This window comes from Betaproteobacteria bacterium, assembly GCA_016720925.1.
In the GTDB taxonomy this organism is placed as follows: Bacteria; Pseudomonadota; Gammaproteobacteria; order Burkholderiales; family Usitatibacteraceae; genus UKL13-2.
In genome coordinates this window covers 68,260-95,251 of record JADKJR010000015.1, presented here as the reverse complement: position 1 = coordinate 95,251, position 26,992 = coordinate 68,260, and the positions used below count along the sequence as shown (strand labels likewise).

At 56.7% G+C, this 26,992-nt stretch carries 25 protein-coding genes and 5 pseudogenes; 26 read left to right on the top strand and 4 right to left on the bottom strand.

Annotated features, from left to right (window positions below; all coding sequences use genetic code 11):
• Nucleotides 1-5: 5 nt before the first annotated feature.
• The 14 genes and pseudogenes from acsA (at nucleotide 6) to IPP88_18205 (ending at nucleotide 11,033) form a co-directional block, all read left to right on the top strand.
• A pseudogene (gene acsA, locus IPP88_18270) lies at nucleotides 6-1,666 on the top strand (acetate--CoA ligase).
• A gap of 65 nt (nucleotides 1,667-1,731) precedes the next feature.
• Nucleotides 1,732-2,664 carry a pyruvate dehydrogenase (acetyl-transferring) E1 component subunit alpha gene (gene pdhA, locus IPP88_18265; GenBank protein ID MBL0124584.1) on the top strand — a complete coding sequence of 311 codons (933 nt, stop codon included), beginning with the start codon at nucleotides 1,732-1,734 and terminating at the stop codon, nucleotides 2,662-2,664.
• Nucleotides 2,661-3,635, top strand: coding sequence for an alpha-ketoacid dehydrogenase subunit beta (locus tag IPP88_18260; GenBank protein MBL0124583.1), 975 nt, complete (start codon nucleotides 2,661-2,663; stop codon nucleotides 3,633-3,635). Before pdhA ends, IPP88_18260 begins: the two co-directional genes overlap by 4 nt.
• A 4-nt stretch (nucleotides 3,636-3,639) precedes the next feature.
• A pseudogene (locus tag IPP88_18255) lies at nucleotides 3,640-4,805 on the top strand (2-oxo acid dehydrogenase subunit E2).
• Nucleotides 4,802-5,056 (top strand): acyl carrier protein, encoded by a 255-nt coding sequence (locus IPP88_18250; GenBank protein ID MBL0124582.1) that lies wholly within the window; start codon nucleotides 4,802-4,804, stop codon nucleotides 5,054-5,056. The pseudogene IPP88_18255 and the gene IPP88_18250 overlap by 4 nt, the downstream one beginning before the upstream one ends.
• 334 nt (nucleotides 5,057-5,390) lie before the next feature.
• Entirely contained in the window at nucleotides 5,391-5,873 is a 483-nt protein-coding gene (locus IPP88_18245; protein MBL0124581.1) for a universal stress protein, read from the top strand.
• 10 nt (nucleotides 5,874-5,883) lie between these two features.
• On the top strand, nucleotides 5,884-6,555 hold the full coding sequence (locus IPP88_18240; protein ID MBL0124580.1) for a protein-L-isoaspartate(D-aspartate) O-methyltransferase: 672 nt from the start codon (nucleotides 5,884-5,886) through the stop codon (nucleotides 6,553-6,555).
• A 205-nt stretch (nucleotides 6,556-6,760) separates the two neighbouring features.
• A complete protein-coding gene (locus IPP88_18235; protein ID MBL0124579.1) occupies nucleotides 6,761-7,261 on the top strand; it encodes a CBS domain-containing protein in 501 nt (166 codons plus the stop codon).
• 205 nt (nucleotides 7,262-7,466) lie between these two features.
• The gene (locus IPP88_18230; protein MBL0124578.1) at nucleotides 7,467-7,898 is read left to right on the top strand and encodes an Hsp20/alpha crystallin family protein; all 432 of its coding nucleotides are present in this window, start codon (nucleotides 7,467-7,469) and stop codon (nucleotides 7,896-7,898) included.
• 255 nt (nucleotides 7,899-8,153) lie between these two features.
• Nucleotides 8,154-8,540, top strand: coding sequence for a TraR/DksA C4-type zinc finger protein (locus tag IPP88_18225; GenBank protein MBL0124577.1), 387 nt, complete (start codon nucleotides 8,154-8,156; stop codon nucleotides 8,538-8,540).
• Between the two features lie 201 nt (nucleotides 8,541-8,741).
• On the top strand, nucleotides 8,742-9,569 hold the full coding sequence (locus IPP88_18220) for a universal stress protein (protein MBL0124576.1): 828 nt from the start codon (nucleotides 8,742-8,744) through the stop codon (nucleotides 9,567-9,569).
• A 393-nt stretch (nucleotides 9,570-9,962) separates the two neighbouring features.
• A complete protein-coding gene (locus tag IPP88_18215) occupies nucleotides 9,963-10,277 on the top strand; it encodes a DUF883 domain-containing protein (protein MBL0124575.1) in 315 nt (104 codons plus the stop codon).
• Between the two features lie 41 nt (nucleotides 10,278-10,318).
• Entirely contained in the window at nucleotides 10,319-10,750 is a 432-nt protein-coding gene (locus IPP88_18210) for a phage holin family protein (protein ID MBL0124574.1), read from the top strand.
• Nucleotides 10,743-11,033, top strand: coding sequence for a hypothetical protein (locus IPP88_18205; protein MBL0124573.1), 291 nt, complete (start codon nucleotides 10,743-10,745; stop codon nucleotides 11,031-11,033). Before IPP88_18210 ends, IPP88_18205 begins: the two co-directional genes overlap by 8 nt.
• A 137-nt stretch (nucleotides 11,034-11,170) precedes the next feature.
• On the opposite strand, the gene IPP88_18200 is transcribed toward IPP88_18205, so the two are convergent.
• Nucleotides 11,171-11,410, bottom strand: coding sequence for a helix-turn-helix domain-containing protein (locus tag IPP88_18200; GenBank protein MBL0124572.1), 240 nt, complete (start codon nucleotides 11,408-11,410; stop codon nucleotides 11,171-11,173).
• A gap of 736 nt (nucleotides 11,411-12,146) precedes the next feature.
• Nucleotides 12,147-12,956, bottom strand: a complete 810-nt coding sequence (locus IPP88_18195) for an SDR family oxidoreductase (GenBank protein ID MBL0124571.1) — start codon at nucleotides 12,954-12,956, stop codon at nucleotides 12,147-12,149.
• A gap of 368 nt (nucleotides 12,957-13,324) precedes the next feature.
• Here IPP88_18195 and IPP88_18190 point away from each other — a divergent pair, with 368 nt between their 5' ends.
• The 9 genes and pseudogenes from IPP88_18190 to IPP88_18150 all read left to right on the top strand — a co-directional run bounded on the left by IPP88_18190 (nucleotide 13,325) and on the right by IPP88_18150 (nucleotide 21,125).
• Nucleotides 13,325-13,570 (top strand): type II toxin-antitoxin system Phd/YefM family antitoxin, encoded by a 246-nt coding sequence (locus IPP88_18190; protein MBL0124570.1) that lies wholly within the window; start codon nucleotides 13,325-13,327, stop codon nucleotides 13,568-13,570.
• Nucleotides 13,571-13,582: 12 nt separating this feature from the next.
• A pseudogene (locus IPP88_18185) lies at nucleotides 13,583-13,991 on the top strand (type II toxin-antitoxin system VapC family toxin).
• 94 nt (nucleotides 13,992-14,085) lie between these two features.
• On the top strand, nucleotides 14,086-14,298 hold the full coding sequence (locus IPP88_18180; GenBank protein MBL0124569.1) for a type II toxin-antitoxin system HicB family antitoxin: 213 nt from the start codon (nucleotides 14,086-14,088) through the stop codon (nucleotides 14,296-14,298).
• Between the two features lie 9 nt (nucleotides 14,299-14,307).
• A pseudogene (locus IPP88_18175) lies at nucleotides 14,308-14,635 on the top strand (HigA family addiction module antidote protein).
• A 397-nt stretch (nucleotides 14,636-15,032) separates the two neighbouring features.
• Entirely contained in the window at nucleotides 15,033-15,464 is a 432-nt protein-coding gene (locus IPP88_18170) for an ester cyclase (protein ID MBL0124568.1), read from the top strand.
• 777 nt (nucleotides 15,465-16,241) lie between these two features.
• Complete coding sequence (locus IPP88_18165) at nucleotides 16,242-17,324, top strand: SIR2 family protein (GenBank protein ID MBL0124567.1); 1,083 nt, start codon at nucleotides 16,242-16,244, stop codon at nucleotides 17,322-17,324.
• A pseudogene (locus tag IPP88_18160) lies at nucleotides 17,317-19,259 on the top strand (ATP-binding protein). The gene IPP88_18165 and the pseudogene IPP88_18160 overlap by 8 nt, the downstream one beginning before the upstream one ends.
• 184 nt (nucleotides 19,260-19,443) lie before the next feature.
• Entirely contained in the window at nucleotides 19,444-20,175 is a 732-nt protein-coding gene (locus tag IPP88_18155; protein MBL0124566.1) for a hypothetical protein, read from the top strand.
• A gap of 680 nt (nucleotides 20,176-20,855) precedes the next feature.
• Nucleotides 20,856-21,125: a hypothetical protein gene (locus IPP88_18150; protein MBL0124565.1), complete on the top strand. Its 270-nt coding sequence runs from the start codon at nucleotides 20,856-20,858 to the stop codon at nucleotides 21,123-21,125.
• A gap of 172 nt (nucleotides 21,126-21,297) precedes the next feature.
• Here IPP88_18150 and IPP88_18145 read toward each other — a convergent pair whose 3' ends face one another.
• Nucleotides 21,298-22,449 carry a M50 family metallopeptidase gene (locus tag IPP88_18145; GenBank protein MBL0124564.1) on the bottom strand — a complete coding sequence of 384 codons (1,152 nt, stop codon included), beginning with the start codon at nucleotides 22,447-22,449 and terminating at the stop codon, nucleotides 21,298-21,300.
• Between the two features lie 360 nt (nucleotides 22,450-22,809).
• Here IPP88_18145 and IPP88_18140 point away from each other — a divergent pair, with 360 nt between their 5' ends.
• From IPP88_18140 to IPP88_18130, 3 genes are all read left to right on the top strand, one after another.
• The gene (locus tag IPP88_18140; protein ID MBL0124563.1) at nucleotides 22,810-23,652 is read left to right on the top strand and encodes a PAS domain S-box protein; all 843 of its coding nucleotides are present in this window, start codon (nucleotides 22,810-22,812) and stop codon (nucleotides 23,650-23,652) included.
• Between the two features lie 1,132 nt (nucleotides 23,653-24,784).
• Nucleotides 24,785-25,297 carry a GHKL domain-containing protein gene (locus IPP88_18135; GenBank protein ID MBL0124562.1) on the top strand — a complete coding sequence of 171 codons (513 nt, stop codon included), beginning with the start codon at nucleotides 24,785-24,787 and terminating at the stop codon, nucleotides 25,295-25,297.
• A gap of 135 nt (nucleotides 25,298-25,432) precedes the next feature.
• Complete coding sequence (locus tag IPP88_18130; protein MBL0124561.1) at nucleotides 25,433-26,506, top strand: alpha/beta hydrolase; 1,074 nt, start codon at nucleotides 25,433-25,435, stop codon at nucleotides 26,504-26,506.
• Between the two features lie 179 nt (nucleotides 26,507-26,685).
• Here the strand turns inward: IPP88_18130 and IPP88_18125 are convergent, their stop codons facing one another.
• Nucleotides 26,686-26,985 (bottom strand): hypothetical protein, encoded by a 300-nt coding sequence (locus IPP88_18125; protein MBL0124560.1) that lies wholly within the window; start codon nucleotides 26,983-26,985, stop codon nucleotides 26,686-26,688.
• Nucleotides 26,986-26,992 lie beyond the last annotated feature (7 nt).

Sequence of the window (26,992 nt, the reverse complement as noted above, 5' to 3'; positions counted from 1 at the left end):
AGGCAATGGTGCAGGAACTTGCTGGCCTTCCCGGCGGGGCGCTGAACATCGCGTACGAAGCCGTTGATCGTCATGCCGATGGCATGCGCGCCGATCACGTCGCGCTGCGCTGGCTGGATCGCAGCGGTGGCGAACAGACGTTTTCGTATGGTCAACTGAAGCGCCTCACCAATCGCTTTGCCAACGTGCTGAAAAAACTTGGCCTCAGCAAGGGCGATCGGCTGTTCGTGTTGTGCGGGCGAATTCCGGAGCTCTACATCGGCATTCTGGGCGCGCTCAAGGTTGGTGTGATCGTCTGCCCGTTGTTCTCGGCTTTCGGGCCCGATCCCGTGCGCATGCGGCTGGCACTTGGGCGTGGCAACGTCGTATTGACGACGGCATCGCTCTACCGACGCAAGCTTGAGCAGAACAGGGCTTCGTTGCCGGACCTGCGTCACGTGCTTCTGGCCGAAGAGCCCGACGCGGAGACCGGCATTCCCGGCACGCTCGATCTGCGCGAACTCATGCCCAGGCAGCGGATGAATTCGCCGTTGTGCCAACCCGTGCCGACGATCCGTCGTTCCTGCATTTCACCAGCGGCACCACCGGAACACCGAAGGGTGCCCTGCACGTTCACGGCGCCGCGCTCATGCACTACGCCACCAGCCGGTATGCGCTTGACTTGCATGCCAACGACATATTCTGGTGCACCGCCGATCCCGGTTGGGTGACCGGCACGTCATATGGAATCGTGGCCCCGCTTATGCACGGCGTGACGAGCATCGTCGACGAAGCTGAGTTCGATGCCGAGCGCTGGTACCGCATCTTGCAGGAGCAGGCTGTGACGGTGTGGTACACCGCGCCGACGGCCATTCGCATGCTGATGAAAGCCGGCGCGGAAATGGCGCACAAATTTCGCTTTCCTGATCTTCGTTTCATCGCCAGTGTCGGCGAACCGCTCAATCCGGAGGCGGTGTGGTGGGGCCAGGAGGTCCTTGGCCTGCCCATCCACGACAACTGGTGGCAGACCGAGACGGGCGGAATCATGATCGCCAATACGATTGGCATGGATATCAAACCCGGCTCGATGGGCAAACCTCTTCCCGGCATCGAAGCCTGTATCGTCAGACGGACTGCGGATGGCGGCTTACAGGTCATCGAGGCGCCAGGCGTCGAAGGCGAACTTGCATTCCGGAGCGGCTGGCCTGGCATGTTCCGCGCCTACCTGAACCAGGATGAACGTTACAGCAAGTGCTTTGCCGATGGCCTTTACCAGAGCGGCGACCTGGCGCGGCGAGACGCGGATGGCTACTACTGGTTTATTGGCCGTGCCGACGACGTGATCAAGTCGGCCGGGCACCTGGTCGGCCCCTTTGAGGTCGAAAGCGCGTTGATGGAACATCCGGCGGTCGCGGAAGCGGGCGTGATTGGCAAGCCCGATCCACTGCTGGGTGAAACGATCAAAGCATTCGTTGCGTTGAAAAAGGACTACGCACCCACCGAGTCCCTCCGCATGGAATTGCTCGGCCATGCACGCAAACGCCTCGGCGCGGCGATCGCTCCAAAGGAGATCGCCTTCGTGGATTCGCTGCCCAAAACGCGCAGCGGCAAGATCATGCGCCGCCTGCTGAAGGCCCGCGAACTGGGCTTGCCGGAAGGCGACATCTCGACACTGGAGGCTATGTGATCGCGCCTCCACCTTCCGGACCGGTGCCCTATCCGCCGAATTTTGCGCTGGCGCTGCTGCGCGACATGCTGCGCATCCGGCGCTTTGAGGAAAGATGCGCGCAGGCGTATGGCGAAGGCAAGATTCGTGGCTTTCTGCATCTCTATATCGGCGAAGAAGCGGTCGCGGTCGGCGCGTTGCATGCCTTGCAGCCCGAGGACAACATTGTCGCCACCTACCGCGAGCACGGCCACGCGCTGGTGCGAGGCGTTTCAATGAATTCGATCATGGCCGAGATGTACGGCAAACGCGAGGGCTGTTCGCGCGGGCGCGGCGGCTCGATGCATCTGTTCGATGCCGGGGCCAGGCTGTTCGGTGGAAACGCCATCGTCGGCGGGGGTTTGCCAATAGCCGTCGGGCTCGCGCTCGCCGACCAGATGCAGAACGCGGCACGCATTACCGCCTGCTTTTTCGGCGAGGGCGCCATGGCCGAGGGGGCATTCCACGAATCCATCAATCTCGCCGCGCTGTGGCGGCTGCCGGTGCTGTTCTGCTGCGAAAACAATCTCTATGCGATGGGCACCGCGCTGGATCGCTCCGAGTCACAGACCGATCTATGCATCAAGGCAGCCGCCTACAACGTGCCGACGTTGAAGGTGGACGGCCAGGACGTGGTCGCCGTGCATGAAGCAACCAAACAGGCGGTGCGCGCCATGCGCGAAAGTGGCGGGCCGTTTTTCATCGAATTCCAGACGTACCGTTTTCGCGCGCACTCCATGTTCGACGCGGAACTCTATCGCGACAAGCAGGAGGTGGAAGACTGGAAAACGCGCGGGCCGCTGCACACATTCTCCGCGCGGCTCAAATCGGAAAACAAGCTCACCGAGGAGGCTTTCCTGGCGCTCGACAGCGACGTGTGCGCCGAAGTCGAACGCGCGGTGGCGTTTGCAGAAGCGGGCAGCTGGGAGCCGATCGAGGATCTGACACGGGATGTGCACACGCGCGAGGCCAACACATGACCAAAACGACCTACCGGGAAGCAATGCGCTCCGCCCTGCGTGAGGCTTTATTGGGCGATCCGCACGTCTTTCTCATGGGCGAGGACGTCGGCCGTTACGGCGGGACTTACGCGGTGACCAAGGGGTTGCTTGACGAATTCGGCCCGCAACGCGTGCGCGACACGCCGCTTTCGGAGCTCGGATTTGTCGGTGCCGGTATCGGTGCGGCGCTCGGCGGGATGCGGCCGATCGTTGAAGTCATGACCGTCAACTTCAGTCTCCTCGCCCTCGATCAGATCGTGAACACCGCCGCGCTTTATCACCACATGTCCGGCGGCCAGTTTTCGGTGCCACTGGTGATCCGCATGGCAACGGGCGCCGGCCGTCAGGTCGCCGCGCAACATTCGCACAGTTTTGAGAACTGGTACGCGCACATTCCGGGCATCAAGGTGTTGGCGCCCGCGACCGTGCAGGATGCGCATGACATGCTCGCGCCGGCGCTGGCGGACCCCGATCCCGTCATCATCTTCGAACATGCCCAGCTCTATAACACGGAGGATGAATTGTCCGCGGTTCGCGAGGCCGATATCCGCACTGCCTCGGTGCGCCGCAGTGGAAGCGCCGTCAGCCTCATCACCTACGGAGGCTCGCTGCCCAAGGTGCTGGCTGCCGCCGAACAGTTGGCGCGGGAAGGCATCGATGCGGAGGTGATCGATCTGCGGGTGTTGCGCCCGCTCGACACGGATACCATCGTCGCCTCGGTACGCAAATGCCGCCGCGCGGTCATCGTCGATGAGGGCTGGCGCACCGGCAGCCTGGCGGCGGAGATCATGGCGCGCATCGTTGAAGAAGCGTTCTATGATCTCGATGCACCACTGGCGCGCGTATGCAGCGCGGAGGTGCCTATTCCGTACGCCAAACACCTTGAGGACGCCGCGCTGCCGCAGACAGCCGGCATCGTATCGGCAGTCAAGACCATGATGGGCAGGTAATCCGATGATCGAATTCAAACTGCCGTCGCTAGGCGCCGACATGGACGAAGGCAAACTCCTCGAGTGGTTGGTCAAGCCCGGCGATGCCGTCAAACGCGGCCAGGTCGTGGCCGTGGTCGATACGTCAAAGGCCGCCGTCGAGGTGGAGATCTGGCAAGACGGGACGATATTCGAGCAACTCGTCCCCATTGGCGCCACCGTGCCCGTTGGAACCGTACTCGCGACCCTGCTGGAACCGGGGGAAAACGCGCAGACCGTTTCGCGGCACGCTGAGGCCCCCGTGCCCACGGCAGTGTGCCGCCGGTCCCATCCACTGTGGCGGCGATCGCACCTGCACCCCAAGCATCGCAAGGGCAGCGAAAGGCGGTATCGCCCGCGGCGCGCGCCCGGGCAAGCGAACTCGGCATCGATGCCAATACCATTGAGGGCAGCGGACCGCATGGCGCGGTGACGCTTGAAGATGTGCTGCGCGTCGCGAAGCGCCCCACCCCGGCACCTGACGACCGCGCCGTGGAAATGCGCAAGGCTATCGCGGCCGCGATGAGCCGCTCCAAACGCGACATCCCGCACTACTATTTATCCGAGACCATCCCCTTGGCTCGCGCCACCGAATGGCTTCTGCGCGCGAACGAACAGCGGCCGATCAATGAGCGTTTGCTGATGGGCGTCCTGCAACTGAAGGCGGTGGCACTCGCGCTGTCAAGCGCGCCGCAACTGAACGGCTTCTGGCGCGATGGCACATTCCAGGAGGCAGGCGGCATTCACATCGGCGTTGCGATTGCGTTGCGGCAAGGCGGACTGATCGCACCGGCGCTGCATGACGTGGCAACGAAAGACATCGATCAGCTCATGCGCGAACTTGCCGATCTGGTAACGCGCACACGCGCCGGCTCGTTGCGCAGCTCGGAAATGTCCGATCCCACCATCACGGTGACCAATCTGGGTGACCGGGGTGCGGACGCGGTATTTGGCGTGATCTATCCTCCGCAGGTTGCACTCGTGGGCTTCGGTCGCATCGAAGCAAGGCCATGGGTTGAAAACGGTCTGCCGTGCGTATCACCATTGGTAACCGCCAGTCTCGCCGCCGACCACCGCGCCAGCGATGGCCACAGTGGCGCGCGTTTCCTGACCGAGTTGCGCGAACGCCTGCAACATCCGGAGGACTTATGAATGACGCGGATACAAAATCACGCGTGCTCGCCATCATCAAATCGATCGCGCCGGAACTTGATGCCAGCACGCTACGCCCCGATCAATCGCTGCGCAGGCAAATTGACCTCGACTCGATGGATTGGCTCAATGTCCTCATGGCCATTCACGAAAAACTCCACGTCAATATTCCGGAAACGGATTACGGCAAACTGGGCACGTTGAACGATCTGGTCGCGTACATTGAGATGAAACTTGCCGCGCTGCCCTGATTCCACTCCGCACATGAGCTGTCGCTGCACCAGCATGCCGGTACTGCCGGTCGCCACGACTTGAACGGCAAATTCAAGCACTGGCGCGGCGTCTGGAGCATTTTCGGCCTGCGAATGGCGTCCCGCATAGACTTTTACCTGTTGGCGCTGCAAGCCCGGTAACTGTTTGCACTTGCTTCCCCGCCATTCGCCACCACGCAGTGATCCCAGGCGCCGAGGGGCGCAGTCTGCGCCGCGAATATGAAGGCATGTCGCGCGCATTGCTTGACGCTCGTCAAAACTGCCTGCCGCCACAGGTCAATACTTCCACAAGAGGACAGCAAAGGAGAACTCCATGTTCAAGAAAATTCTTGTCCCGACCGACGGCTCCAGACTAGCCCTGCAATCCGCGCAGGCCGCGGTTGATCTCGCCCGCTGCTTGCATGCCGAGGTAATCGGTTTTGTTGCGACACCGGCGTACAAAATGCGCATCATCGAAGATGCGGTATTTGCGCCGGGAACACTCTCGGAGGCCGACTTCACAAAAGCGGTGAAACGCAATACAAAGAAATTTCTTGGTGAGATCGAGGCGATGGCGCGGGTGGCCAGCGTCGCGTTCAACGGCGTATCGATGACAAACGAACAACCGGCTGTCGCCATTATTGATGCCGCGGACCGAAACGCATGCGATCTGATTTTCATGGGCTCGCATGGGCGCAGCAATATTGCCCAGATCTTTCTCGGCGGCGTAACAACCAAAGTGCTCGCGTTATCGTCGCTACCGGTGATGGTGTTCCGACCGGGAAAACCCAAGTCCGCGAAACGACCAACCTCGTGAAGGCATACAGATGAATAAATTCAATTTTTCGCAGCGGCGCAAGGCCATGGTGGAAAGCCACATTGCTGGTCGTGGGATCCAGTCGCAGTTGGTACTTGAAGCGATGCAAGCCGTCCCCCGTGAAGCGTTCATTCCCGAGCACCTGCACGAATACGCCTATCAGGACGCACCATTGCCCATCGCCGAGGGGCAGACGATCTCACAGCCCTATATCGTCGCGTTGATGACGGAGGCACTGTCGCTCAAGGGCGGCGAGAAAGTACTGGAGATAGGCACCGGCTCCGGCTACGCGGCTGCCGTGCTTGCACATATCGCCAAGGATGTTTATACGGTCGAGCGCATCGGCCAACTTGCCGAGAAGGCGGCGACCGCGTTGTCCGCCCTCGGCTACCGCAATGTTCATGTGCGACATGCAGACGGTACCCGCGGCTGGGCGGATCATGCGCCATACGACGCGATCATCGTCGCAGCGGGTGGCCCCGAGGTGCCGGAGTCGCTGAAGGCCCAGCTGAAGATCGGTGGACGCTTGGTAATTCCGGTCGGCGCCGACCGGCGGGTGCAGCAACTGGTGCGTGTCACGCGCCTCACGGAGCTTCAGTACCAGACTGAGGATATCGCCGATGTGCGCTTCGTACCGCTGGTGGGCACCGAGGGTTGGGCAATACAGGCGGGAGATTCCTAGTGTCGTGACTTCCTGCGTGGAATTCGGCGCGGTTGCCTCGGCTGATCCCGGGCCGCTGTTGCAGCGTAAAGGAAAAGAAAGGCAACGCAACGCATGACACTTTCCACTCGGAGGGCGGCATTTGCGGCTTGCTTGAGAATGGTCAAGTCTGTCCGGCCAACGCTCGTTATGATCAGGTGAGAATTCTTGTCCTGAGGAGACCACCATGACCAAGCTATCCGCAATGTGCAAGTTCCCGGTTCAGGTCGCGACCCGAAGCACGACGATTGTTGGCGCGGCGCGGATGATGCGTGAAGGACACGCCGGTGCATTGGTCGTCGTCGACGAGAGTGCCAGGCCGCCGAAACCGATAGGCATCGTGACCGACCGCGACATTGTTGTCGCGATCGTTGCCCTCGATCTGGATCCGAATGTCTTTCTGCTGGACGACCTGTTGAGCCGCTCACTGGTAGTCGCCAAGGGCGATCAGAGCATCCGCGAAGGCCTCGCCCTCATGAACGCCAAAGGCATCAGAAGGCTGCCGGTGATTGGCAAGACGGGCGCGCTGATCGGCATTGTGGCGCTGGACGATCTGATCGCCGAAATCGCCAGAGACCTGAAACAGGTCGCCGACGTCATAGAACGCGAAATCACCAAAGAGCTGGAGCTGCGTCCCGCGCGCATACGGGCCCGCAAGGCAAACACGGTGAAGGCCCGCAAAAAATAGTCTGTCGCTCGGCAACCGATCGACAGCCAATATCCACTGGCCGCCGCCACATCCGTCGATATTTTTGACGATCGTCAAAACGCGAGCGCGATAGTGGCCTAGCATCATTTCAGCGTTGTTGTTCCCGTCGCTCGACAGAGCAGATGCCGCTGGCGCCAACGCGAATGCGCCCACTAAACATTCGCACGTCCCCAGGAGATTTCACATGAACGATTTGATCCGCTTTGATCCGTTTACTGACACGTTTCCGACAATGTCCACACTGCCCGATGTGTTCCGCGGCTGGGCTCGCCCGCTTCGCGCCCTTGAACCTGATTTCGATATCAAGGTCGACGTCAGCGAGACCGATGGCGAATACAAAGTGAAGGCAAACATTCCTGGCGTGAAGAAGGAAGATATCAATGTCGCCGTGGACGGCAACATCGTTTCGATCAGCGCCGAATCGAAGCGCGAAACCGAACAGAAAGATGAAAAATGGCTGCGCACGGAACGTCACTATGGCAAGGTGCAGCGTTCATTTTCGCTGGCGCAGGATATCGATTCTGCCGGCGTGAAGGCAAAGTATGACCAGGGCGTGCTGAATCTTGTGCTACCCAAGAAGGCCGGTTCAGTATCCAAGCAAATCGCGGTGCAATGAGGAACCATTCCGCCGGTGCGCTGGATAGCGCACCCGCGGAAGTCCGTGGTCCGTCACGTGAATTCGCCGCGCTCAACCTGACTCGCGTGCGTGCGGGTTGCAATGCCGGGCTTGAGTGACAAGCCGCAGTATTGGTGCCGGTTCGGCATTCGCCCATGGCCGGCAACAAACTCTGCTGTCGCGCCAGCCCGGCAGCGATCGCGGATGCGTGTTGGTGACCAGGGTGGCGAAGAGTATTGACACAGGAGCTGGGCAATGTTGACCAAACGTCAAATTGACAAACTGGAATCCGAGCTTGATGAGCGCGACCGCTTGTTGCGCAGCGAAGTACGCAAGTCCATTCATGAGAAGTATGGACAAGACATTCCCGAACTTGAATCATTGAGGCAAGACTCAGGCAGTTCGGTGGCCGATCTGTTGAGCGACATCGATATCGGAATGATGATGCGCGATGTCGACGAACTGATGGCCATTGAGGCGGCACGCATCGCGATAAAAGAAGGGACGTATGGCACGTGTGCGATGTGTCATGATCCGATTGAATTCAAACGCCTGATCGCGATGCCGACCGCCACACGTTGCCTGCCATGCCAGGAGCGGCACGAGCGTACGACGGGGAGTCAGTCGAATCCGGAAATATGATGGATGTACCATGCGGGCGAAAGGCGTCACAATGCCGAAACTATCAAGGCATTGCGCGAATATCGCCAATCCTTGACTGCAATCAAAGTGCTTTACCGCAACTGGACTATTGTTTGCGGTAGATATTGCCAGGCGTGGACTGCATCGGCATCCGCATTCCATGAGCCCGGCTGACGCATTCAACCAACGGAAAGATCGAACATGTCCTACAAAACAATACTCGTACACCTGGATGGGCGTGCCCGCAATGAACACACCTTGCGGCTCGCTTCCGATCTTGCCGGTCGATTCGATGCGCATCTGGCCGCCGTTTACGCACTCGAGCAGCAACTGTTCGCGGCGGCAATGGATCCCGGCGCCACCGCTGCGCTGACATTTCAGGTTGAATTGGATACGCAAATGCAGGCGAAGGCGCAGGAAATGGTGAAGGCCGCCGAACAAAATTCCGGGCGCAAGATTGAGTGGCGCGCGATCAGCGGCAATACCGTCAATAACGTGATCCTCCATGCGCGTCATGCCGATCTGCTCGTCATGACCCAGGAAGACCGCGGGGAGAAGATGGGTTTTGATCCATCATTTGCAGCCAGCGTCGTCGTTGGCGCCGGTCGCCCGGTGCTGATGGTTCCTTATGCCGGCGAATTCCCCTCGTGCGGGGCGTCGGTCCTGATCGCATGGAGTGGCACGCGCGAATCGGCGCGCGCGATTGCGGATGCGCTGCCACTGATGAGGAAGGCACGCGAGATCAATATCGTCTCATTCAATCCCAAGGGTGATTCAGACTGGGGCGACATTCCCGGCGCGGATGTCGGGCTATGGCTGACGCGTCATGGCCTGCGGGTAAATGTGCGCCAGCAAAAATCCAGTGAAGTGGATGTCGGTAATCAAATTCTGTCATTGGCGTCCGACCTGGGCAGCGATCTCATCGTGATGGGCGCATACGGCCATTCACGCACATTCCAATTCGTGCTCGGCGGCGTCACCAAGACACTGTTCCAGAGCATGACCGTACCGGTGCTGATGTCCCATTAGTCAGCGACGCTAACGCCAGCCAATTCGACGCCAGTAAACTCAAACACTGGTGCGCTCAAGGCCACATGCTCTGATAAATCCTTGCGGGTCGCGAGGCTTGGTGGTCATTGCGTGAATCTGCGTGAAATATCCGCCACGGATCCGCAGACAAAAAAGCAAAAGCCGGTGCGGGTGCTTTCTCGGCGCGGCATGAAGATGCGTGGCACTTGCGTGCCCCGGAATTGCGAATCTTGCCCGGTGCTGATTCAAATAAATACAACCAATTTGCGCCGCGATTGACAACCGTCAAGACGCAGATTTCCCATCGGCGGAACATTGAATCGAATGATGAGATTTGCGCGCAACTTGCGCGGCATCATTCACCTCGCTGATTCAATCCCATGAGGAGCCAATATGAACACGACGTCCATTGATAGCAGCCGCCAAAAACTGGCTGGCGATTTTCGCAGCGTAGTGACGGATGTTGAAGAATTGCTCAAGGCTACTGCCGGACAAACCGGTGGTCAGCTTTCAGGCGCGCGTGATCGCGTTGCCGAATCGTTGAAACAAATGCGCATGGAACTGGAAAGTGCCGAGCGCGCAGCGATCGCCAAGGCGAAACACGCCGCGGCCGAAGTGGATCACTATGCGCATGAGAATCCATGGCAAGCCGTTGGAATTGCCGCAGGCATCGGCTTCCTGATTGGTGTCGTGGTCACTCGCCGTTAGCTGGACGAAGGGGCGGCATTGAGTCTGGCGCTGTCAGGCGAATGCAGGCCCTTACCCGCGACATGACCACACCCTCCAGCGATAGCGAACCCCGGGGACTGCTCGCGTCCGTTTCCCGGCTGGGCGTCACGATTCTCTCGCTCGCCGAAAATAAATGCGCCCTGTTCGCCAACGAATGGGAGATTGAGCGCATCTGGCTGCTGCGCATTTCGTTGCGGCTGATCATCGCGATGCTGGCTTTCATGCTCGCGAGCCTGTTTGCCGCGGGATGGCTGGTGTTGATGCTGTGGGACTGGAATCACTCCCTGGCCGTCCTGACGCCGTGCGCGATATTCGCATTGATTGGCGTGGCGCTTTGGCGTTCGTCGCTTGCATTGAGTGCGGCGAAGTCGCCGGCGTTCAGCAAGACACGGGAAGAATTACGCAAGGATCGCGCGGTGCTCGCTGCATTTAACGGCGGTGGACATGATTGACGCCCGGCTTGCCAACCGGCTTGATCAGCTTGAACAGGAGCAATTCCGGTTGGTCAGCGAGGCTGCGGTATATCGCTTGCGGGCGTTCAACACCATGGAGACACTGGGTCCGCATGCCGCGAAGGTTGACATGGCTGTTTCGATGTTGCGCTATGCGCGCGAACATTGGGCGTTAACGGGAACTGTATTTGCGCTGGCGGGCATGGTCCTGCGTCGGCGTATCGGAATGCTCGCATTGGCCCAGCTGGCGTTAAGGCTTGGCGGACACTTCCTCGCGCGCTGATCCGGCGCGGCACGCTGACCAGGCGCGGTGCCGTGGCGCCCATTGCGGCGCGGATTTGATCCGCGCTTTCTCTTACTTCAGGCTCAACGATGACCGGCACCGGATCGGTGCAGGTCCCTCGTTTCAGGCAACAGGATTCAGGCGCCAGGCTTCCGGCCGGGGCTCTTCGGCGGAATGTATCCCGCGACGCGACAAAGCATGCCTTCGATTTTCTTGCCGTCATTGAACCGGGTGACGCTGCACCGGGAAATCTCGCCTTGCGCGGACAGATCGGACAACATTCCGCGAACTTTCGCCAGGGGCATCCCCGTCGCTGCGGCGATTTCGGAGTCAAAGCGCTGGCCGTTTTTCTTCAGGTACTGCATGATTTCGTTCATGACAAATGCTCCACTTGATGGGCGAGGCAGAAAATCTGCCCCACTTTGACCGGTAAAAACCTGCACCCTGCCCACGAGGCCGACAAGAGTGAAAAAGCCCACCGTGAGCAGCGGGCTAAGTCATTGAAATTAATGGCTCCCCGACATGGGCTCCAACCAGGGACCTGCGGATCAATTGCCGCTTTCGGCCCTCGGGTCTGCCAACAAACTTCAATTAAGCGATTGATTCTTAATGATCTTTTGCGAATAACACCGCACTAAAGCACATCAGGAAACCAACCGGTTTGGAGAAAATTTTGTTGACTTTCAGCGAAGCGAATTCTACTCCAAGTCCCGCTATCTGCCAAGGGAAAATCCCTTTCAACGGTTGTTACGCACGCATTCGGGTACTCGGGAACAAATCCCTATTTTCATTTAAAACCAATGCGTTAGGCAGGCTCTGGCTAGGTAGTCCGACTCCCCCAAGGCAGGACAAGCTCAACCGAGCCGCAACAAACAGTGCGCATGTCGTCACGCGGATCGCCATTTGGCGAGCTTTTCCGGGCATTTTTGCCATGAGAGCCGCGCCAGTGCTAGGGTTTTAGCGCCCCCCGGCAACGGGGGGAGGTTGGGTGGGGACGATGGTTGCGAACAGTCCCCCACCCCAACCTTCCCCCATTTTCATGGGGGAAAGAGCCGCAAATAGCGACCATTCTGAGATTACTCGCGTAAATTCCAAATAGCGTGAAGCACGACGCTATCCCTTAACCGTCGCCCTGCCGACCGATCCCGTCAGCTTTCGCAGCAACCATTTCGGTGTGGCACGCCCCGCGAGGATGGTTGCCAAATTGATAATGCCCGGCACCTTGATCACCTCGCCCTTCATGCAGGCCCTGTAACCCTCCTCCGCCACCTTGACCACGTCACCAATGAGGATGCCGGGAAGTTCCAGGCCCGAAGATTCGGTTGCCATGCTGACCATGTTCGTCGCGGTAATGCCGGGGCACAACGCAGAAACCGTGACGCCGGTGCCCTTGAGTTCTTCCGCCAATGACTCGGTGAGCGAAAGCACAAAGGCCTTCGTGGCGGCATAGGTCGCGAGCGAGGGGATCGGCTGGAACGCGGCGACAGACGCCACATTCAATACGCGGCCCTTGCCGCGCGCCACCATCGGCGGCACGAATTCGCTGAGCATCGCGGTCAACGCGGAGACATTCAGATCAATCAACTCCTGATGCCGGCTCGGCGGCATCTTGATGAACTGGCCGTGTTCCAGCACGCCCGCACAATTCACCAGCACGTCGATTGCGTGCTTACCCTTCTTCATTTTCGCCGCCAGCGCGGCGGCGCTGCCCGCCTTCGATAAATCACTCGGCGCCACCCACGCCTTGATGCCGTGTTCCGCCGCCAGATGCGCCGCCAGCGTTTTGAGTTTGTCGGCACTGCGCGCAACCAACACCAGGTTGAATCCGTCGCGCGCAAAGCATGCCGCCAGCGCTTCACCGATGCCGGAGGACGCGCCGGTGATCAGTGCCGTCTGGTTCGCGCCGTGCTTTTGCTTCGCCATGACAATCTCCTGATGGTTTGGGTGAAGGTGAAGTTGCGCTCGATATCTGAGCACAGCAGATGCTACGCCCAATTGTAGGTATGTCGATGCGGCCCTTATTCGGAACAAATGGGTTTGGCGACTATCGCACTACCTTAACGATTGTAGGGTGGGTCCTTCGACTGCCTCAGGACAGGCGACGCGCAGCGTGCCCACGCGTATGTTCGATCGTGGGCACGCTGCGCTTTGCCCACCCTACGCGGGCTGCGGAAACCACTCGGAGCAGCCGGGTTGCTGAATCACACCAAAGACCAATTCATGCGCGGCGCAGATGCATTTGGGTCGTGCTAAACTAGTCAGTATTCTGATCAGTATTTTGGGAGTTGAAAATGCATACGTGGCCCGTACAGGATGCGAAAGCGCGCTTCAGTGAAATGCTCGATACCAGCCTCGCCGAAGGCCCGCAGGTGGTGACCAAACACGGTAAAGCGACAGCCGTGCTGGTGCCGATTCGGCAGTGGAACGCACTGCAATCATCGAGCAAACGCACGCTCAAGCAACTGCTGCTCGATCGCAGCGTCGTTGCCGATATTCCCGTCCCGCCGCGCGGCGGATTGAAGCTGCGCAAATTGTAGGGGGCATGTTCGATGTTTCTGCTCGACACCAACATCGTTTCCGAATCGCGCAAGCCAAAGCCTCACGGCGGCGTCATGGCTGGTTGGCCGCGCAGGAATCGGCCTCGCTCCATATTTCGGCCATGACGATCGGCGAGCTTCAACGAGGTATCGAATTGACCCGTGCGCAAGATGCGGCCCGCGCCGATGAAATCGAAGCCTGGCTCGAGCAAGTCATCGTCAGCGGGCAGGTGCTGCCGATGGACGCGGCGGTATGTCGCGAATGGGCGCGGCTGATGCACGGCAGATCGAATACCCTCGCCGAAGATGCGTTCATTGCCGCGACAGCGATCGTGCATCGCTTAACCGTCGCGCGCGCAACGTGCGCGACTTCAAGGCGCTGGGGGTGAAGACTCTCAATCCGTTTGAGCAGAAGAAGTGACTTTGCTTGGCCGAGTGCATTGTCCTTGGATTTTCCTCACGCGACTCGCGGATCTTTCTTGCGCAACAATCTGGATTAAAAAAGTGAGGGCAATATGCGATATGCCGTCGTAATCGAAAAAGCACAATCAAACTTCTTCGCGTACGTTCCGGATTTGCCGGGATGTATTGCGACCGGGCACACCGTTGCCGAGGTCGAAAATGAGATTCGAGAAGCGATCCAGTTTCACATAGAGGGAATGATAGAGGATGGCGAATCCGTGCCGCCCCCTTCAAGCCAAGTCGAGTACGTTGAAATTGCTGCGTAATTACCACTAATGAAAAAGACCACCACGATAAAGCGCGACCCGAATCGCCGGCCGACGCATCCCGGCGCCGTGTTGCGCGATGACGTATTGCCAGAATTGCGGATGACGCAGGCCGAGCTCGCACCTCACCCTGTGGCGCCTCGGCGTATCGCGCCTCACCGTCTCCGAGGTACTGCATGAAAAACGCTCTGTCAGCGTGGACATGGCCATTCGCATCGGCAAACTGATCGGTAACGGACCGGGGCTTTGGCTGAGGATGCAACAAGCGGTCGATGTCTGGGATCTGGAAGGCAGCGGCAAGTACAACAAAATAAAGCCGCTGCAGATTGCAGCGTAGCTGCCACAGCGCTTTCGCTGGAAGTTTCACCAAACCCAAGCATCCACGCGGCTCTTCGAGCACAAACGGCCTGCAAGCCGCGCCAATGCTAGCGTTGATCCACGCAACTCCAAAAACATTTTTGTCCTGGGTGAAACAGGGGTTTCGCAAAGCCCCGCTTTGCGCCTGTTGAACCGGAAAGCCATGCAGGGCTTTCCGTGGATCGCGCAGCGAAGTCCGGGAGAGAGGCGGGGAATTCGCAGAGCATGCTCTGCGCCTGACGAGCGCCAATCCAATGCAGTGGATTGGCCCAAGTTTCTCCGCCAAATGACAGCGCAAGAAAGACCGCATCCCACCCCTAGCAATTCGTTAACTTCCCGCCTAAACTACTCGCACAAGGCAACCAAGGGAGGCGGCCATGGCAAAAGAAAAAGTAACGATTCTTGATCGCTGGTTTGAAGAGGTTTGGAACAAAGGCCGCGCCGAACTCATCGACGAGATGATCGCGCCCGAATGCATCGCCCACGGCCTCGAAGACCCGAGCGGCAATCCCGTCCGCGGGCCGGAAGAATTCAAGAAATTCTTTCTCGGCTTTCGCCGCGCCTTCCCGGATATCCACATCGCCGTGCAGGAAACGGTTTCCGAAGATGACCTCGTCGTCGCCTATTGCCGCATCACCGCGACGCACAAGGGCGAAGCCTTCGGCATGCAAGCCACGGGCAAGCCGATCGCGTTCGAAGGCACGCTGATGTTCCGCGTGCGCGATGGGAAGGCGGTGGAGGCTTGGAACAGCTTTGATTTCTTGAAGTTGTTTCAGCAGATGGGGGTGGTGAGGATGGGGGCGCAGTGAAACATATTGCGTGCCTGACCCCTTTTATTAATTTTGTGTGCCCGGCAACTTTGATGCTGAGAATCTAAGGAGATCAGAAGAATGTCTGTGACATATACCAAGAAAATTCCCGGGAACTGGCGCGTGATTGTGCGGTTTTCGCTCGACTACGACAAGAATTCCGCCGTGCGAAATCACCTTGCGCCTTTGCTCGAATCATGCGGGATCAAACGGCGCCGGACAGGAAACATGGGAATCAAGAGTCCCTCATGCAGATCCGAATGCCGCCGCGACCCAACTTTCGAAAGTATTCAAGGTACTGGCAAATCCACAATCAAAAGTTAGTAGTGCGGGGCCGCATGCGGAGCTCGATCACATTTGGATATATATCGATAGAGTCCGGTAGTTTGAGTTGCGGACGCTAATCGCGTAATAAGCATTTTGGAAGTTCTCACTTTGAAAATTGTGTCTGGCCAAGAACGGCAATTTCTATAATCTAATTGTCGAAAGTATCGTGATCCGAGCCTACGCGCGTTCAATGAAGCTCAATAGAGGAAGGTTGCTTGGATATGTCTACGAATGCAAATCCGCCGGACTCTGCACAAGGGCACCTATCGTTTCTAAAGGAGGCGCAGAATTTCTGAACGATAAAGCAGGCAACGCCCAGTCCCGGGATGCGGCAGTCGGCGCCACCTCGCAGCAGTTGGCTGAGGCTTTGGTGCACGTCATGTGGCGTTCTTGCTTGGGTCAGGTTCGTCGTCCCTTGTTCGCGATGGCAGTCAGCTCGGCATTCCGACAATGGGACCGCTCGCCAAGGAGTTTGCCGAAACTGTTGGAAAAGCCACGGATAAGGGTCTCCTAACGACTGAAGAGCGAGCGGCTCTTGCCTCCACCTTTAGTATTTCCGTCGAAAAGCCACCATACAACTCAAACCTGGAAAAGCTGATGGAGGTTCTATTCAGCCAACGATTTGTTCTCGCGAGTAGTGGCAAGGTGGTCGGCGATCCAGGGCTGGATTTGGTTTTTGAACGCAATAAAAAGATCAAAACGTTTGTGCTTCAGAAATGCACCAACGGTGCATTTAATCCGCTGATGGGCGACGAAAGTGTACTGAATCTCTATAAACATTTTTATCGAAAACTTTTAGTGCGAGACCGCTCCTTGCCGCGACAGTGGGTCTTTACAACTAACTACGACCTATTCAACGAAAGTGCGCTCGACCAATTGGGCATGCAGTATTGCAACGGTTTCAGTGGGGCGATTGAGCGCCGTTTTAATCCCGCGACATACAGATATGCCTTAGCGGAACAAATAGATCTCTCGGAGCGAAGGTGGATAGCTGTTGATGGTTTTGTGTATCTGTGCAAGCTTCACGGGTCCATCAATTGGGTAGAGGATGGCCACGGCCTATATCCAATCCGCGAGCTGCAAGAGGCTTCGCTTGATGGAAAAGTAATGATTTATCCCACACCGGCAAAGCAAAACTCAAGTTTCGGTGCACCTTACTCGGATCTTTTTCGCGAGTTTCAAAGCCGAATTACCCGCGAACAAAGCGTGTTGGTGACGATTGGATACAGTTTTGGTGATGAGCACGTGAACAACATAATTTACCAATCCCTAACCATCCCGACTTTCCGACTAGTGATCTTTGCATCGCCCGACGCAAGCCCGGAGATCAAGAAACTTAGCGATCTTCAAGACCCTCGTATTTGGATCATTAGCGGAACAACGCCACAGGGAAAGCCCGCCCACTACTTTGATGCTGTCGTCGAACAACTTCTTCCCGCCTTGCCATCAGACAGAGTTGATCGGGCAATAGCCAAAGTTGTTGAACAACTCATTCGTCCCAAGCTGCCTGATGAAGGCCCTCAAAATGCATGATGACAAGAGACGGTCGATCGGTAAATTGGTGTCAGTTGCTGCGACATTTTCGTGGTTGAGATGAATGCGGGAACTGACAACTTTACCGTGGTTGGTTTCGATGACATTCACTATGTTGCGCGGCTCGGGACTTTTGTCGCAATTTCGGTCCAGACAGATTATGTGATTGCAGAAGTTGTAGGACTGCGCGAAAAAGACAATTCACAAAGGGAAAAAGACGGTGGGATGGAAAAAGCGTCGTCCGCGAAGTATCTCGACGTAATACCTGTGGGCATGCTTCCGCAAAAAGCTGACGGCGAATTTCGCTTCGGCGTGTCCACCTTCCCATCTCTTTACGCGGACGCGATGTATGTTTTGGATAGCGAGTTAGACCGAATATTTGAAACTGCAAATCCGAGCGAACCAGTTCCCAACTTCGACCCCAACACTGATTACAAGGCGCTTTCAATTGGATCGTCAGTAGTTTTCGAAGGTTACGACGTAAAAGTACTTGTGAATGAATTCTTTGGTGGTCACGCCGCGGTTCTAGGAAATACTGGAAGTGGAAAGTCTTGCACGGTCGCAGCAATCCTTCAATCGCTCTTCGAGAAGCCGGATGAATTCCGGGCTAGAGGGGCGACATTCCTTGTCTTCGACGTAAACGGTGAATATGATGCAGCTTTCAAGTCGCTTAGCAAAAATGGAATTAACGTCACCAAGTTAAAGCTAGACGGCACAGCCAATAATGGGGCGTTTAGACTGCCTCACTGGTTTCTCGACATCGCGGAATGGGAGTTGCTTTTGCAAGCGAGTGAAAAAACTCAGGTTCCAATACTCCGAGCGGCGCTAGGCCTTACAGCGCTAATTACTAAGATGGATGCCAAGGCAAAAAGTGTAAGAAAACACGTGCTTGCTAAATGTGTTCTCGCGGCATTCACATCACAGGATGGTGCGGTCGGCAAACGCCAACGGATTATGGGACTTCTTGGAAAATACGGGTGCGATGAACTGACGACGGACCTCATAACCAAATACGGGTACGACGCAAAATATGCAAATTTTTCGACTCAAAATGAAGATAAATTTCTGGCTGAAGTGAAGGACCATATACTCGAAGAGTTTGAACTGCCCGCGTATGCGAATGAGCCATTCTCCTTTGGTATTTTGGAGGAGTGTCTTGAGATAGCGCTCTTGTACGAAGAGTCCCAAGGCAACAGCCAAATCCGCGTCTACTGCGCACAAATGCTGACCCGTTTCCAGTCGATGAGTGCGCGTGAAGACTACTCGTTCTTGCGATACGAGCTTAACAATGGGAGCCCATCCCCATCGATCGAGACGTACTTACAAACACTCCTTGGACTCACGAAGAAAACGAAGCGATACTTCAAACAGAGCCAGATCGTTGTGCTTGATATGAACGAGGTTGAAGACGAAGTGGTGGAATTGGTTTCGGCGGTGGTCGCCGGAATAATATTTCGCCAACTGAGAAGGGCTGACCCGCGCAACAACTTTCCGGTCCATTGCGTACTTGAGGAGGCGCATCGCTATATCCCTGAGCGACCTGAAAAACATGCGATTGATGCCGTTCGTATTTTTGAACGCATCGCTAAAGAGGGCCGAAAGTATGGAATGTTCCTAATTGTGGCGTCTCAACGTCCTTCGGAGCTCTCGAAATCCGTGCTTTCGCAATGCTCAAATTTTGTTGTTCATCGCATTCAGAACCCAGACGATTTGCAGCAAATACGCCAAATGACGCCTTTCATTTCGGAAGGCGTGCTGAAGCGACTGCCTTCCCTTCCGAAACAGCATGCACTGGTATTCGGGAATGCGGTCCGACTGCCTACAACTTTCAAAGTGCGAAAGGCTAATCCAAAGCCTCATAGCGACGATTCTCAGATCAGAGCGCTCTGGTTTCACGAGGAAGACCGGCCAGCTTCGATCAAGCTTTCAAAATAGTAGTTTTGGGAATGTGAGCGGTCAACTTGGATCGAACTAAACGGAGCCTGGCTCTGCTTGATTTCCAATGATTGTGTCATCACAAAATTTGCCGAGCCACTTTAAAATTTCCGTTGAATTCTTGTCGCTCCTTGTTTTCTTGCAATGAAGTGCAAGGCGATCTGATCACGGCTAGAAAGCGATCATGTTAATACTTGGATTCCCAATCAAAGACTTCTTAGGTTTAACTGTCCTCGGTGCTTTAGTCACAACGTTTGGAACTCTCTTCGGACTTTTCCTCAAAGAGCATCTGTTTGCTCGCTCATTCGAAAGCTGGAAACAAAGAAAACTATTGGAACAAGTTTACAAACGGTACCGTGACCCCCTGAACAAGGCCGCGTATGAGCTCGCAATCCGCTTCAAGGAAATTTGCGAAAGCGATGGATTGCTATATATGAGGAGGGAAATTCTGCTTCTTGAGCCGGCTACCCTAAGTAGAGCGTGGCCATCGGACCCGCACTATCAACAGCATAAGCTTCGCAGCACCGTGTATCGGTTATGTTCATTTCTCGGCTGGCTGGAGCTGTATCGACAGGAAATTGTTTTTCTTGGTGGAGCAAGAACCCAAAGAACAGAACGATTTGAAGCTGCAGTTGATGCTATACGTGAAGTCTTTGCAGACGGGGGGCTCAATGGTGCGGAGGACTGGAGCGCTTGGCATGACCTTATGCTGTTTAGAGAGGAACTTAGGGCAATTGGCGAAGCAATGCTCGTTGAAAGGGGAGGTATTCGGACTGTGATCGGTTACAAGGTTTTCTGGAGGCTTGAAATCAAGAAAATCCAGAAAACAAGACGCACGAGTGGCTATCGAAAGCGGGCAATTTCCTCTTGGATATCGGCCCAGCAGCCAAGAAGGATTTCCGCCTCATACGAGTGAAGCTATTGTATGTTCGCTTGATAGATCTTTGCCTCCTTTGCGATTCGTCACAAGTCAAACCTCACCAGCGAGAGCGTCGCCAGAGATTCCTGTCCGCTATGCCATCGTACCTGCAAGAGCGGCTGACACAGGAGCAAAAGCAGCGCATTGTCAATCGGATGCTGGCTGATGGCGTTCAACAAGAGAGTTAAAGGATTACAGCCGGAACGGGTAATCGGAAGGGAATAAAGGGGTCAGCGCCACTTAATCCGCTGAGGAAATGAAACCCTGGAATCAAACGGGTCAGCGTGAATTGTTTTGAAAAAAAATAGTGAATAAATAGAATCAAAGGGCTCAGCGAGAATAGTTTTCAAAACACATAACGCTGCCCCCTTTAGACACACTGCCTCTAAAGTAACCCTGGACCTCACGCACAGTGCCAACACAAGCTCCCATCTGGAGATTCGCCGCCAGCCCTGCCGTCCCTTTCTTCCTGGTCATTGTGCTAGCCGTAATCTTTGCCGCCATGCGCGCAATGGGCGTACTGGGTCCATCCATGTTTCGTCCGTTGCTGCCACTGAGTTTTGTGCTCATGGTTGCCATGCCGTGAACAATCAAAGGGGTCGAACAATCAAAGGGGTCAGCGTGAATTGTTTGGAAAGAAATGACGCTGACGCCTCGAAGCGGAGTTGAGTATGCTCATGAACCTTATCGAGAAGTACGCATTCCTGATAGTTGGCATCGTCCTACTCGGCGTTTGGGCTGCGACTATTTTCATCCTCTACCGCGCGAGGAAGGATGCTTCTGCCCAGGCCGAAATCTCATGGTTGGATCTACTCACTGTATGGCCGCTTCTCCTTCGTGACCATGCTACGCGCAAGACGAAAGCAAGTACCGTGAGAATCGCCGCGATGCTGTTGGTTCTCGTCGTCGGGTGGGTATTGCTGGTGCGGATGGGGCGATACTACTGAGACGCAGCCTTTGCCACTTCAGAGCAGGAAAAACACAAACCCCAGTATCCACGCGCTTTTCCAAGCAAAAATGCCCTGAAACCCGCGCCAATACTAGCGTTCAGCATTTTTCCCCTATGAAGCCCCCATCGGCTCAAGGGGCGTGAGCGTCGCGGCGACGCCGTTGGCCGATTCATCGCACGGTCAGATTCTTCTGTTCCGCTACGGCGCGCGCGCGCAAGGCGTTGATCAGCTCGGGCTCAAGTATGCGATCCATTTCGTTATTGCCGTCTGCGGCAGCGGCGATTCCGCGATCGCATGCGGCAATCGCCTCTTCATAGCGCCCCTCGGCAAACGCCGCCGCCGCGAGCGCGCGCTGCACCGATGAGGCAGAAAGCAAATAGCCGCCGTTTCGCGCGGTATCTGCATGCCGCCGCGCTTTGATCGCATCGCCGCCGAATGCGCCAAAGTAGTAGGCGAGGTCAACGGCAAAATGGCTTTTGAAGGCCTTGGGCACGCTGTCCAACAAACCTTCTGATGCAAGTGCGGCTTCGCCTGCGGCGACGAGGTCACCTTGATCAAGCGCGTATTGGCAGGAAAGCAAAGTGCCCATTGCCTTTTCGTAGTTTGTGCTCGCGCTCCCTTGCAGGCATGCGACGGATTCGCGTGACCAGTCGCGGGGGCGCACACCCGAATAGATGTTACCCATCAAATCAAATAGCGCACGAAAGCGCAGCGCTTCATCGCTGTTGCGCAAGATCGCGCGAATATTGTAGCCATCGGTGGTCACGCCTTGCGCCGTCCGCCATGGCAGCAGATTCACGATGGCGAGAAGTATGCTCACGGCGCCTAATGGAGACAGGAAGGCGCGCAGATCGGCAGGGATGCCGGGAATCATCAGCGCCAAAACTGCCACCACCGCGGTGAAAAGGTTGGCAAACCCTCCGCCCGCAAGATAGCGCACAAACTGTCGATCCGTTCCTTCGCCTGCCACCGGTGTGCTGATCTGCTGTCCCTGGATCAAGCCGAGAATTTTAAAGCTAATACGATGCCGGAGGCCGGCTGGTGTTGCGATGATCGACCACGGCCCCAGCGTGAGGACGCGAAAGCGAAACCCGGCCGATAGCGCTGCGGCAAGGTGACCAAGCTCGTGAATCGTGATCGCCGACACAAGCGCCAAAAAGAAGGTGACCGGTGCGGGCAACCATGTGTGTGCGTTGAAACCCGTGAATGCCGAGAACGCTGCGCCGAAGGTGCGCGGTAGCGCGGCCCCGACGAGCGCGCCCGCCACGCCGACAAGGCAGCCGATCACGATTGCGATGATGAAGCTCTTCTTCTTTTTCAAGTTGCGCTCAGGTGTCCGATGTTAATTGGCGTGATGCGTTGTGAGATGTGCGCACCTTAACGCGAATTCGTACCGCCATTGACGACGATGTGACGGACGGCGACTGGAGCCGATGGAAAGCGCGAATGAGAAGTCGAATGAACAGGACCGAATAGGGGCAGCACGCATGCGATTTGGTGAAATTCAAAGTGGCCAGCGTGAATTATTCTGGAAAGCAATTAGCGCTGACCCCCTTTTGTCCATTGTGTCTATAATAATTAAGCTTGGCGGGCGGGTGTGGGCGGAAGGCAAGCTCAACAAAGGGGCCGCATTTTATTTTTCGCTTCCGCGTCCGGGTATGGCTGGATTGGACGTACACAGATGACCGATACGAATCAGCTACAACGCTTGCAGCGCGCGATTCTGGACAATGTGGCTTACGGCATTATCTCCACAACGCCAGATGGAATTGTCACCAGCTTCAATCCTGCTGCGGAGCGCATGCTGGGTTACACGGCCGACGAAGTTATCGGCAAACACACGCCGATACTCTGGCACGATTCTGTGGAGATCGCGCGCCGCGCGACGCAGTTGTCCGAATTACTGGGTGAACCGGTGGCGCCGACGTTCGATGTATTTGCGGACCACCCCCGGGGCAACCTGTCCGATGAAGGCGAATGGACTTTCATTCGCAAAGACGGGGCGCGAGTGCCGGTGCATCTTTCCGTGACCTCGCTGCGGGATGAAAGTGGCCTGATCACAGGCTTCATCGGTCTGGCCTACGATCTCTCCGAGCGCAAGCGAGCAGAAGCGGCACTTGCAGCGAGCGAACAGCAGTTCCGCAGCCTGGTGGAAAACTCCCCGGACAATGTCATTCGTTACGACCGGCAGTGCCGCGCAAGATACTACAACCTCAGGATGGTGCAGACCCTTGGTATCAATCCCGAGAAAATACTCGGCATGACGCCGTTGGAGCTAGGGGCCGGCGGCCCGAAAACCGACACTGAATACGAAATGCATGCCCGGCACGTGCTGGAAAGCGGTGAACCCAGTAGCATGGAATTGACTCTCCAAAATCCTCGTGGAGGTGTTAGTAACCACCTCATCCGTTTTGTCGCGGAGCGGGATGCCGAGGGGCATTGTCGGCGTAATGGCCATCGGCCAAGACATCACGGCGCTCAAGCGGGCCGAACAGGAGCGCCTCACAAATCTGCATTTCTTTGAGTGCATGGACAGGGTCAACCGCGCAATACAGGGAACGAGCGATCTTGTGCAGATGATGAATGACGCGCTCGATGTTGTGCTATCTATCTTCGATTGCGATCGCGCATTCCTGCTATATCCATGTGATCCCGAGGCAGCCTTCTGGAGCGTTCCGGTGGAACGTTGCAGGCCGGAGTACCCGGGCGTCCTTGAGCTCGGCATCGATGTAACCACGAGCAACGACGTTGCCCAGACATTCAGGTTCTTGCTGGATGCAGATGGCCCGGTCAGTTTCGGTCCAGGCGCAAAGCACCCCTTGCCAGCAGATGCCGCGGAGCGTTTCGGCTTCAGAAGTTTGCTGTCCACGGTCATCCGCCCCAAGAGCGGCAGCCCGTGGCAATTCGGAATTCATCAATGTTCACGCGCACGGGTATGGACTGCCGATGAAGAAAGGCTTTTGCAAGAAATCGGCAGACGCCTGTCGGATGGACTGACTAGCTTGTTGTCTTATCGCGACTTGAAGGCAAGCGAGCAGCTCTTTCGCGCTCTGGTCGAAAACTCTCCCGATTACATCGCGCGCTACGATAGGAAATTCCGTCGCATCTACGTTAACCCGGCCATACTTAAGCTCTTCGGAGGCGTGCCGGATGACGCTCTGGCGAAGACGCCGACCGATTGGTCGCCTGTAAACGCCCGACAAGATTACCTCGAACAATTGAAGCGTGTAATCGATACTGGCGCCGAGTGTGTCACCGAATTACCATTCCGCACAGCCAAGGGCGAAATGCATTGGGCGCATATGCGGTTCGTACCGGAATTCGGACCTGAGGGCGCGGTAGCGACGGTGCTCGCCATCGGGCGCGACATTCATGAGATCAAGGAAAACGAGCTGCGTTTCCGGATGCTGGCAGAGGATTTCCCCGACTTCGTTGCCCGCTTCGACTGCGAAGGACGGCACATTTACGTCAATGCCGCTGTTGAACAGGCGTATGGTCTGCCCGCCTGCACCATCATCGGCAAGACACCGTACGAACTTCCGGGCGTGCGTACCCAGGAACAGAACGATGCATTTATGGCACTGATCCGCCGCGCATTTGCGGAGGGTGTCATCAGCGAATCCGAGACAAACTGGACGCTGCCGACGGGTGAGTGGATGGTTGAGATTCACCACATGCCAGAGAAAGACGCCGAGGGGAATGTCATCAGTGTGCTCAGCATCGCGCATGATGTCACCGAACGCAAGCATGATGAACTGCGAAATATGGTTGCGGACGGCAATAGGCTGCAATTTGAAATTGAGCATATTCCCCCGTCCAGGGGCGACAGGACAATGATGCGTCAGGTATTCGTCAATCTACTCTCCAACGCAATCAAGTACAGCCGCACCAAGGAGAAACCGATCATCAAGGTCGGCAATTCCAGCACGAGGGATGAAACCATCTATTTCGTGAAAGACAACGGCGTTGGATTCGACATGCAGCGTGCGGACAAGATGTTCGCCGTGTTTCAGCGCTTGCACAGCGCGACTGAATTCGAAGGCGTCGGCATCGGGCTGGCTTTCGTCAAACGCATCGTCACCCGGCACGGAGGCAGGGTCTGGGCCGAGGGCAAGGTCAATGAGGGGGCGACGTTCTACTTCGCACTGCCGCGTCCCGGCTTGAATTGATAGTACAGGTAAACGTTGCCGGATAAAGCATTAAAAAAAGGGCCCGATTATGGGCTGTGGTCGATTATTGTCAGTCTCCACAATATCGACCACGGCCCCTTTGATTCCCTTTGATTCATAATTTTTGAAGGCCGCATGAGCGAAATGATCTGGTGGGCGTTGGCATTGGTGGCCGTTGTCTGGGCTATTGAGTTTTTTTATTTGCGTGGCGAGAATCTCGCGCAATTTGATTCACCCAAACCGACCCCGCGGTCGTCGGGTCCCATTGCAAGCGATGAACATAATGCTGTCGTTGCCTCGCTCGGCGGCATCTCGGCGCTACTCAAGGGCGTCCCGCGTCGCGAGCAAATTCCGTTGCTGCGAAAGTACATGGACACCCTGTTCGCCAGCGACGATAGTGGCGTGCAGATTACGCCCGTGTCGGCCGCCGGCGTTCCGGCCGAATGGGTGCTGGCGCCTGGCGTGGAGTCGCAACGCCGCTTGCTTTATATCCATGGCGGGGCATTCACCATGGGCAGTCCCACCAGTCACCGCCGTCTCACCAGCAAACTGTCCGAGCTGGCCAATGTGGCGGTGCTGGCGATCGACTACCGGCTGATGCCGGAACATCCGCGGATGGCCGGCATTGAGGATTGCCGCAGTGCCTATCGGTGGATGCTGGAAAACGGACCGGCCGGGCCACAGCAAAGCTCTCCCGCCAGCGCGGTTTTTGTGGCCGGCGATTCGGCGGGTGGCAACTTGACGCTTTCTCTCATTGCCTGGGTGCGCGATAACGGATTGCGCGCGCCGAACGCGGCCGTCGCCCTGTCTCCGGCGACCGATTGGACATTCAGCAGCCCCAGCCTGCAATCCAATTTGGCCACGGACCCGATGCTCGGCCCGCTGTTCAAGGCGCTGACAAAGACTCCAAAGTCGATCCTGTTATGGTTTGGCTGGTTTCAAAACCGCATGCGCCCAAACGACCCGGCCATTTCACCCGTATATGGCAACCTTGCCGGCTTGCCGCCGGTATTGATTCACGCCTCTGACGACGAAATGCTTCGCGACGATTGCGTACGCTACGTCAATCGCGCCGTCTCGCAAGGCTCGCCGGTGACCCTGCAAACCTGGAGCCACATGGTTCATGTCTGGCAAATCTACCATCCCCAGCTTGCCGAGGGACGCGATGCGCTTGCGGAGATCGGAAAGTTTTTGCGGGCGCATTCCTGATTTGGCGAGCAGTATTGGGGAAAGTCGACGGTAGTTCTCTTGTGAAACTGGCATGAGTGAGAGTCACCCGTGGCGCGCCCCGGATGGCTCGCGACTCGCCACGCCTGCCATTTAGCGCCACACGTCAATGGATGACGGTCAAATGGGCGGAAAGCCGAAATGCGTTCGCATTCTTTCGCCTAGCCGCGCGCGCCGAAAACGTACTTCCCTTTGGTCGCTGCGTCGGTAGCTTCGTCTTTCGCTTTTTCGGTCGCAGGCTTAGTTTCGGCAGGTGCAGCTTTGGGCAGCATGCCCAGTTTGTCCTTGAGTTCCAGAGCAAGCAATATCAGAACTTCATTGTCAGATTCCTCCGCCAGCGAGAGTACCTGTTTGGCATAGGCGCGGTCGCTGATGAGTTTTTCGATATCAACGGAATGATTGCTCGCCTTTCGCAGCAACAACTTGAACTGCGCCAACTGCCTGAGTAAGGCCTGATCCATTTATCTC

Excerpts from the sequence above, each read along its gene's own strand:
- pdhA (MBL0124584.1), top strand. The coding sequence starts at position 1,732 with ATGCTGCGCATCCGGCGCTTTGAGGAAAGATGCGCGCAGGCGTATGGC.
- IPP88_18260 (MBL0124583.1), top strand. The coding sequence starts at position 2,661 with ATGACCAAAACGACCTACCGGGAAGCAATGCGCTCCGCCCTGCGTGAG.
- IPP88_18250 (MBL0124582.1), top strand. The coding sequence starts at position 4,802 with ATGAATGACGCGGATACAAAATCACGCGTGCTCGCCATCATCAAATCG.
- IPP88_18245 (MBL0124581.1), top strand. The coding sequence starts at position 5,391 with ATGTTCAAGAAAATTCTTGTCCCGACCGACGGCTCCAGACTAGCCCTG.
- IPP88_18240 (MBL0124580.1), top strand. The coding sequence starts at position 5,884 with ATGAATAAATTCAATTTTTCGCAGCGGCGCAAGGCCATGGTGGAAAGC.
- IPP88_18235 (MBL0124579.1), top strand. The coding sequence starts at position 6,761 with ATGACCAAGCTATCCGCAATGTGCAAGTTCCCGGTTCAGGTCGCGACC.
- IPP88_18230 (MBL0124578.1), top strand. The coding sequence starts at position 7,467 with ATGAACGATTTGATCCGCTTTGATCCGTTTACTGACACGTTTCCGACA.
- IPP88_18225 (MBL0124577.1), top strand. The coding sequence starts at position 8,154 with ATGTTGACCAAACGTCAAATTGACAAACTGGAATCCGAGCTTGATGAG.
- IPP88_18220 (MBL0124576.1), top strand. The coding sequence starts at position 8,742 with ATGTCCTACAAAACAATACTCGTACACCTGGATGGGCGTGCCCGCAAT.
- IPP88_18215 (MBL0124575.1), top strand. The coding sequence starts at position 9,963 with ATGAACACGACGTCCATTGATAGCAGCCGCCAAAAACTGGCTGGCGAT.
- IPP88_18210 (MBL0124574.1), top strand. The coding sequence starts at position 10,319 with ATGCAGGCCCTTACCCGCGACATGACCACACCCTCCAGCGATAGCGAA.
- IPP88_18205 (MBL0124573.1), top strand. The coding sequence starts at position 10,743 with ATGATTGACGCCCGGCTTGCCAACCGGCTTGATCAGCTTGAACAGGAG.
- IPP88_18200 (MBL0124572.1), bottom strand. The coding sequence starts at position 11,410 with ATGAACGAAATCATGCAGTACCTGAAGAAAAACGGCCAGCGCTTTGAC.
- IPP88_18195 (MBL0124571.1), bottom strand. The coding sequence starts at position 12,956 with ATGGCGAAGCAAAAGCACGGCGCGAACCAGACGGCACTGATCACCGGC.
- IPP88_18190 (MBL0124570.1), top strand. The coding sequence starts at position 13,325 with ATGCATACGTGGCCCGTACAGGATGCGAAAGCGCGCTTCAGTGAAATG.
- IPP88_18180 (MBL0124569.1), top strand. The coding sequence starts at position 14,086 with ATGCGATATGCCGTCGTAATCGAAAAAGCACAATCAAACTTCTTCGCG.
- IPP88_18170 (MBL0124568.1), top strand. The coding sequence starts at position 15,033 with ATGGCAAAAGAAAAAGTAACGATTCTTGATCGCTGGTTTGAAGAGGTT.
- IPP88_18165 (MBL0124567.1), top strand. The coding sequence starts at position 16,242 with ATGGGACCGCTCGCCAAGGAGTTTGCCGAAACTGTTGGAAAAGCCACG.
- IPP88_18155 (MBL0124566.1), top strand. The coding sequence starts at position 19,444 with ATGTTAATACTTGGATTCCCAATCAAAGACTTCTTAGGTTTAACTGTC.
- IPP88_18150 (MBL0124565.1), top strand. The coding sequence starts at position 20,856 with ATGAACCTTATCGAGAAGTACGCATTCCTGATAGTTGGCATCGTCCTA.
- IPP88_18140 (MBL0124563.1), top strand. The coding sequence starts at position 22,810 with ATGACCGATACGAATCAGCTACAACGCTTGCAGCGCGCGATTCTGGAC.
- IPP88_18135 (MBL0124562.1), top strand. The coding sequence starts at position 24,785 with ATGGTTGAGATTCACCACATGCCAGAGAAAGACGCCGAGGGGAATGTC.
- IPP88_18130 (MBL0124561.1), top strand. The coding sequence starts at position 25,433 with ATGAGCGAAATGATCTGGTGGGCGTTGGCATTGGTGGCCGTTGTCTGG.
- IPP88_18125 (MBL0124560.1), bottom strand. The coding sequence starts at position 26,985 with ATGGATCAGGCCTTACTCAGGCAGTTGGCGCAGTTCAAGTTGTTGCTG.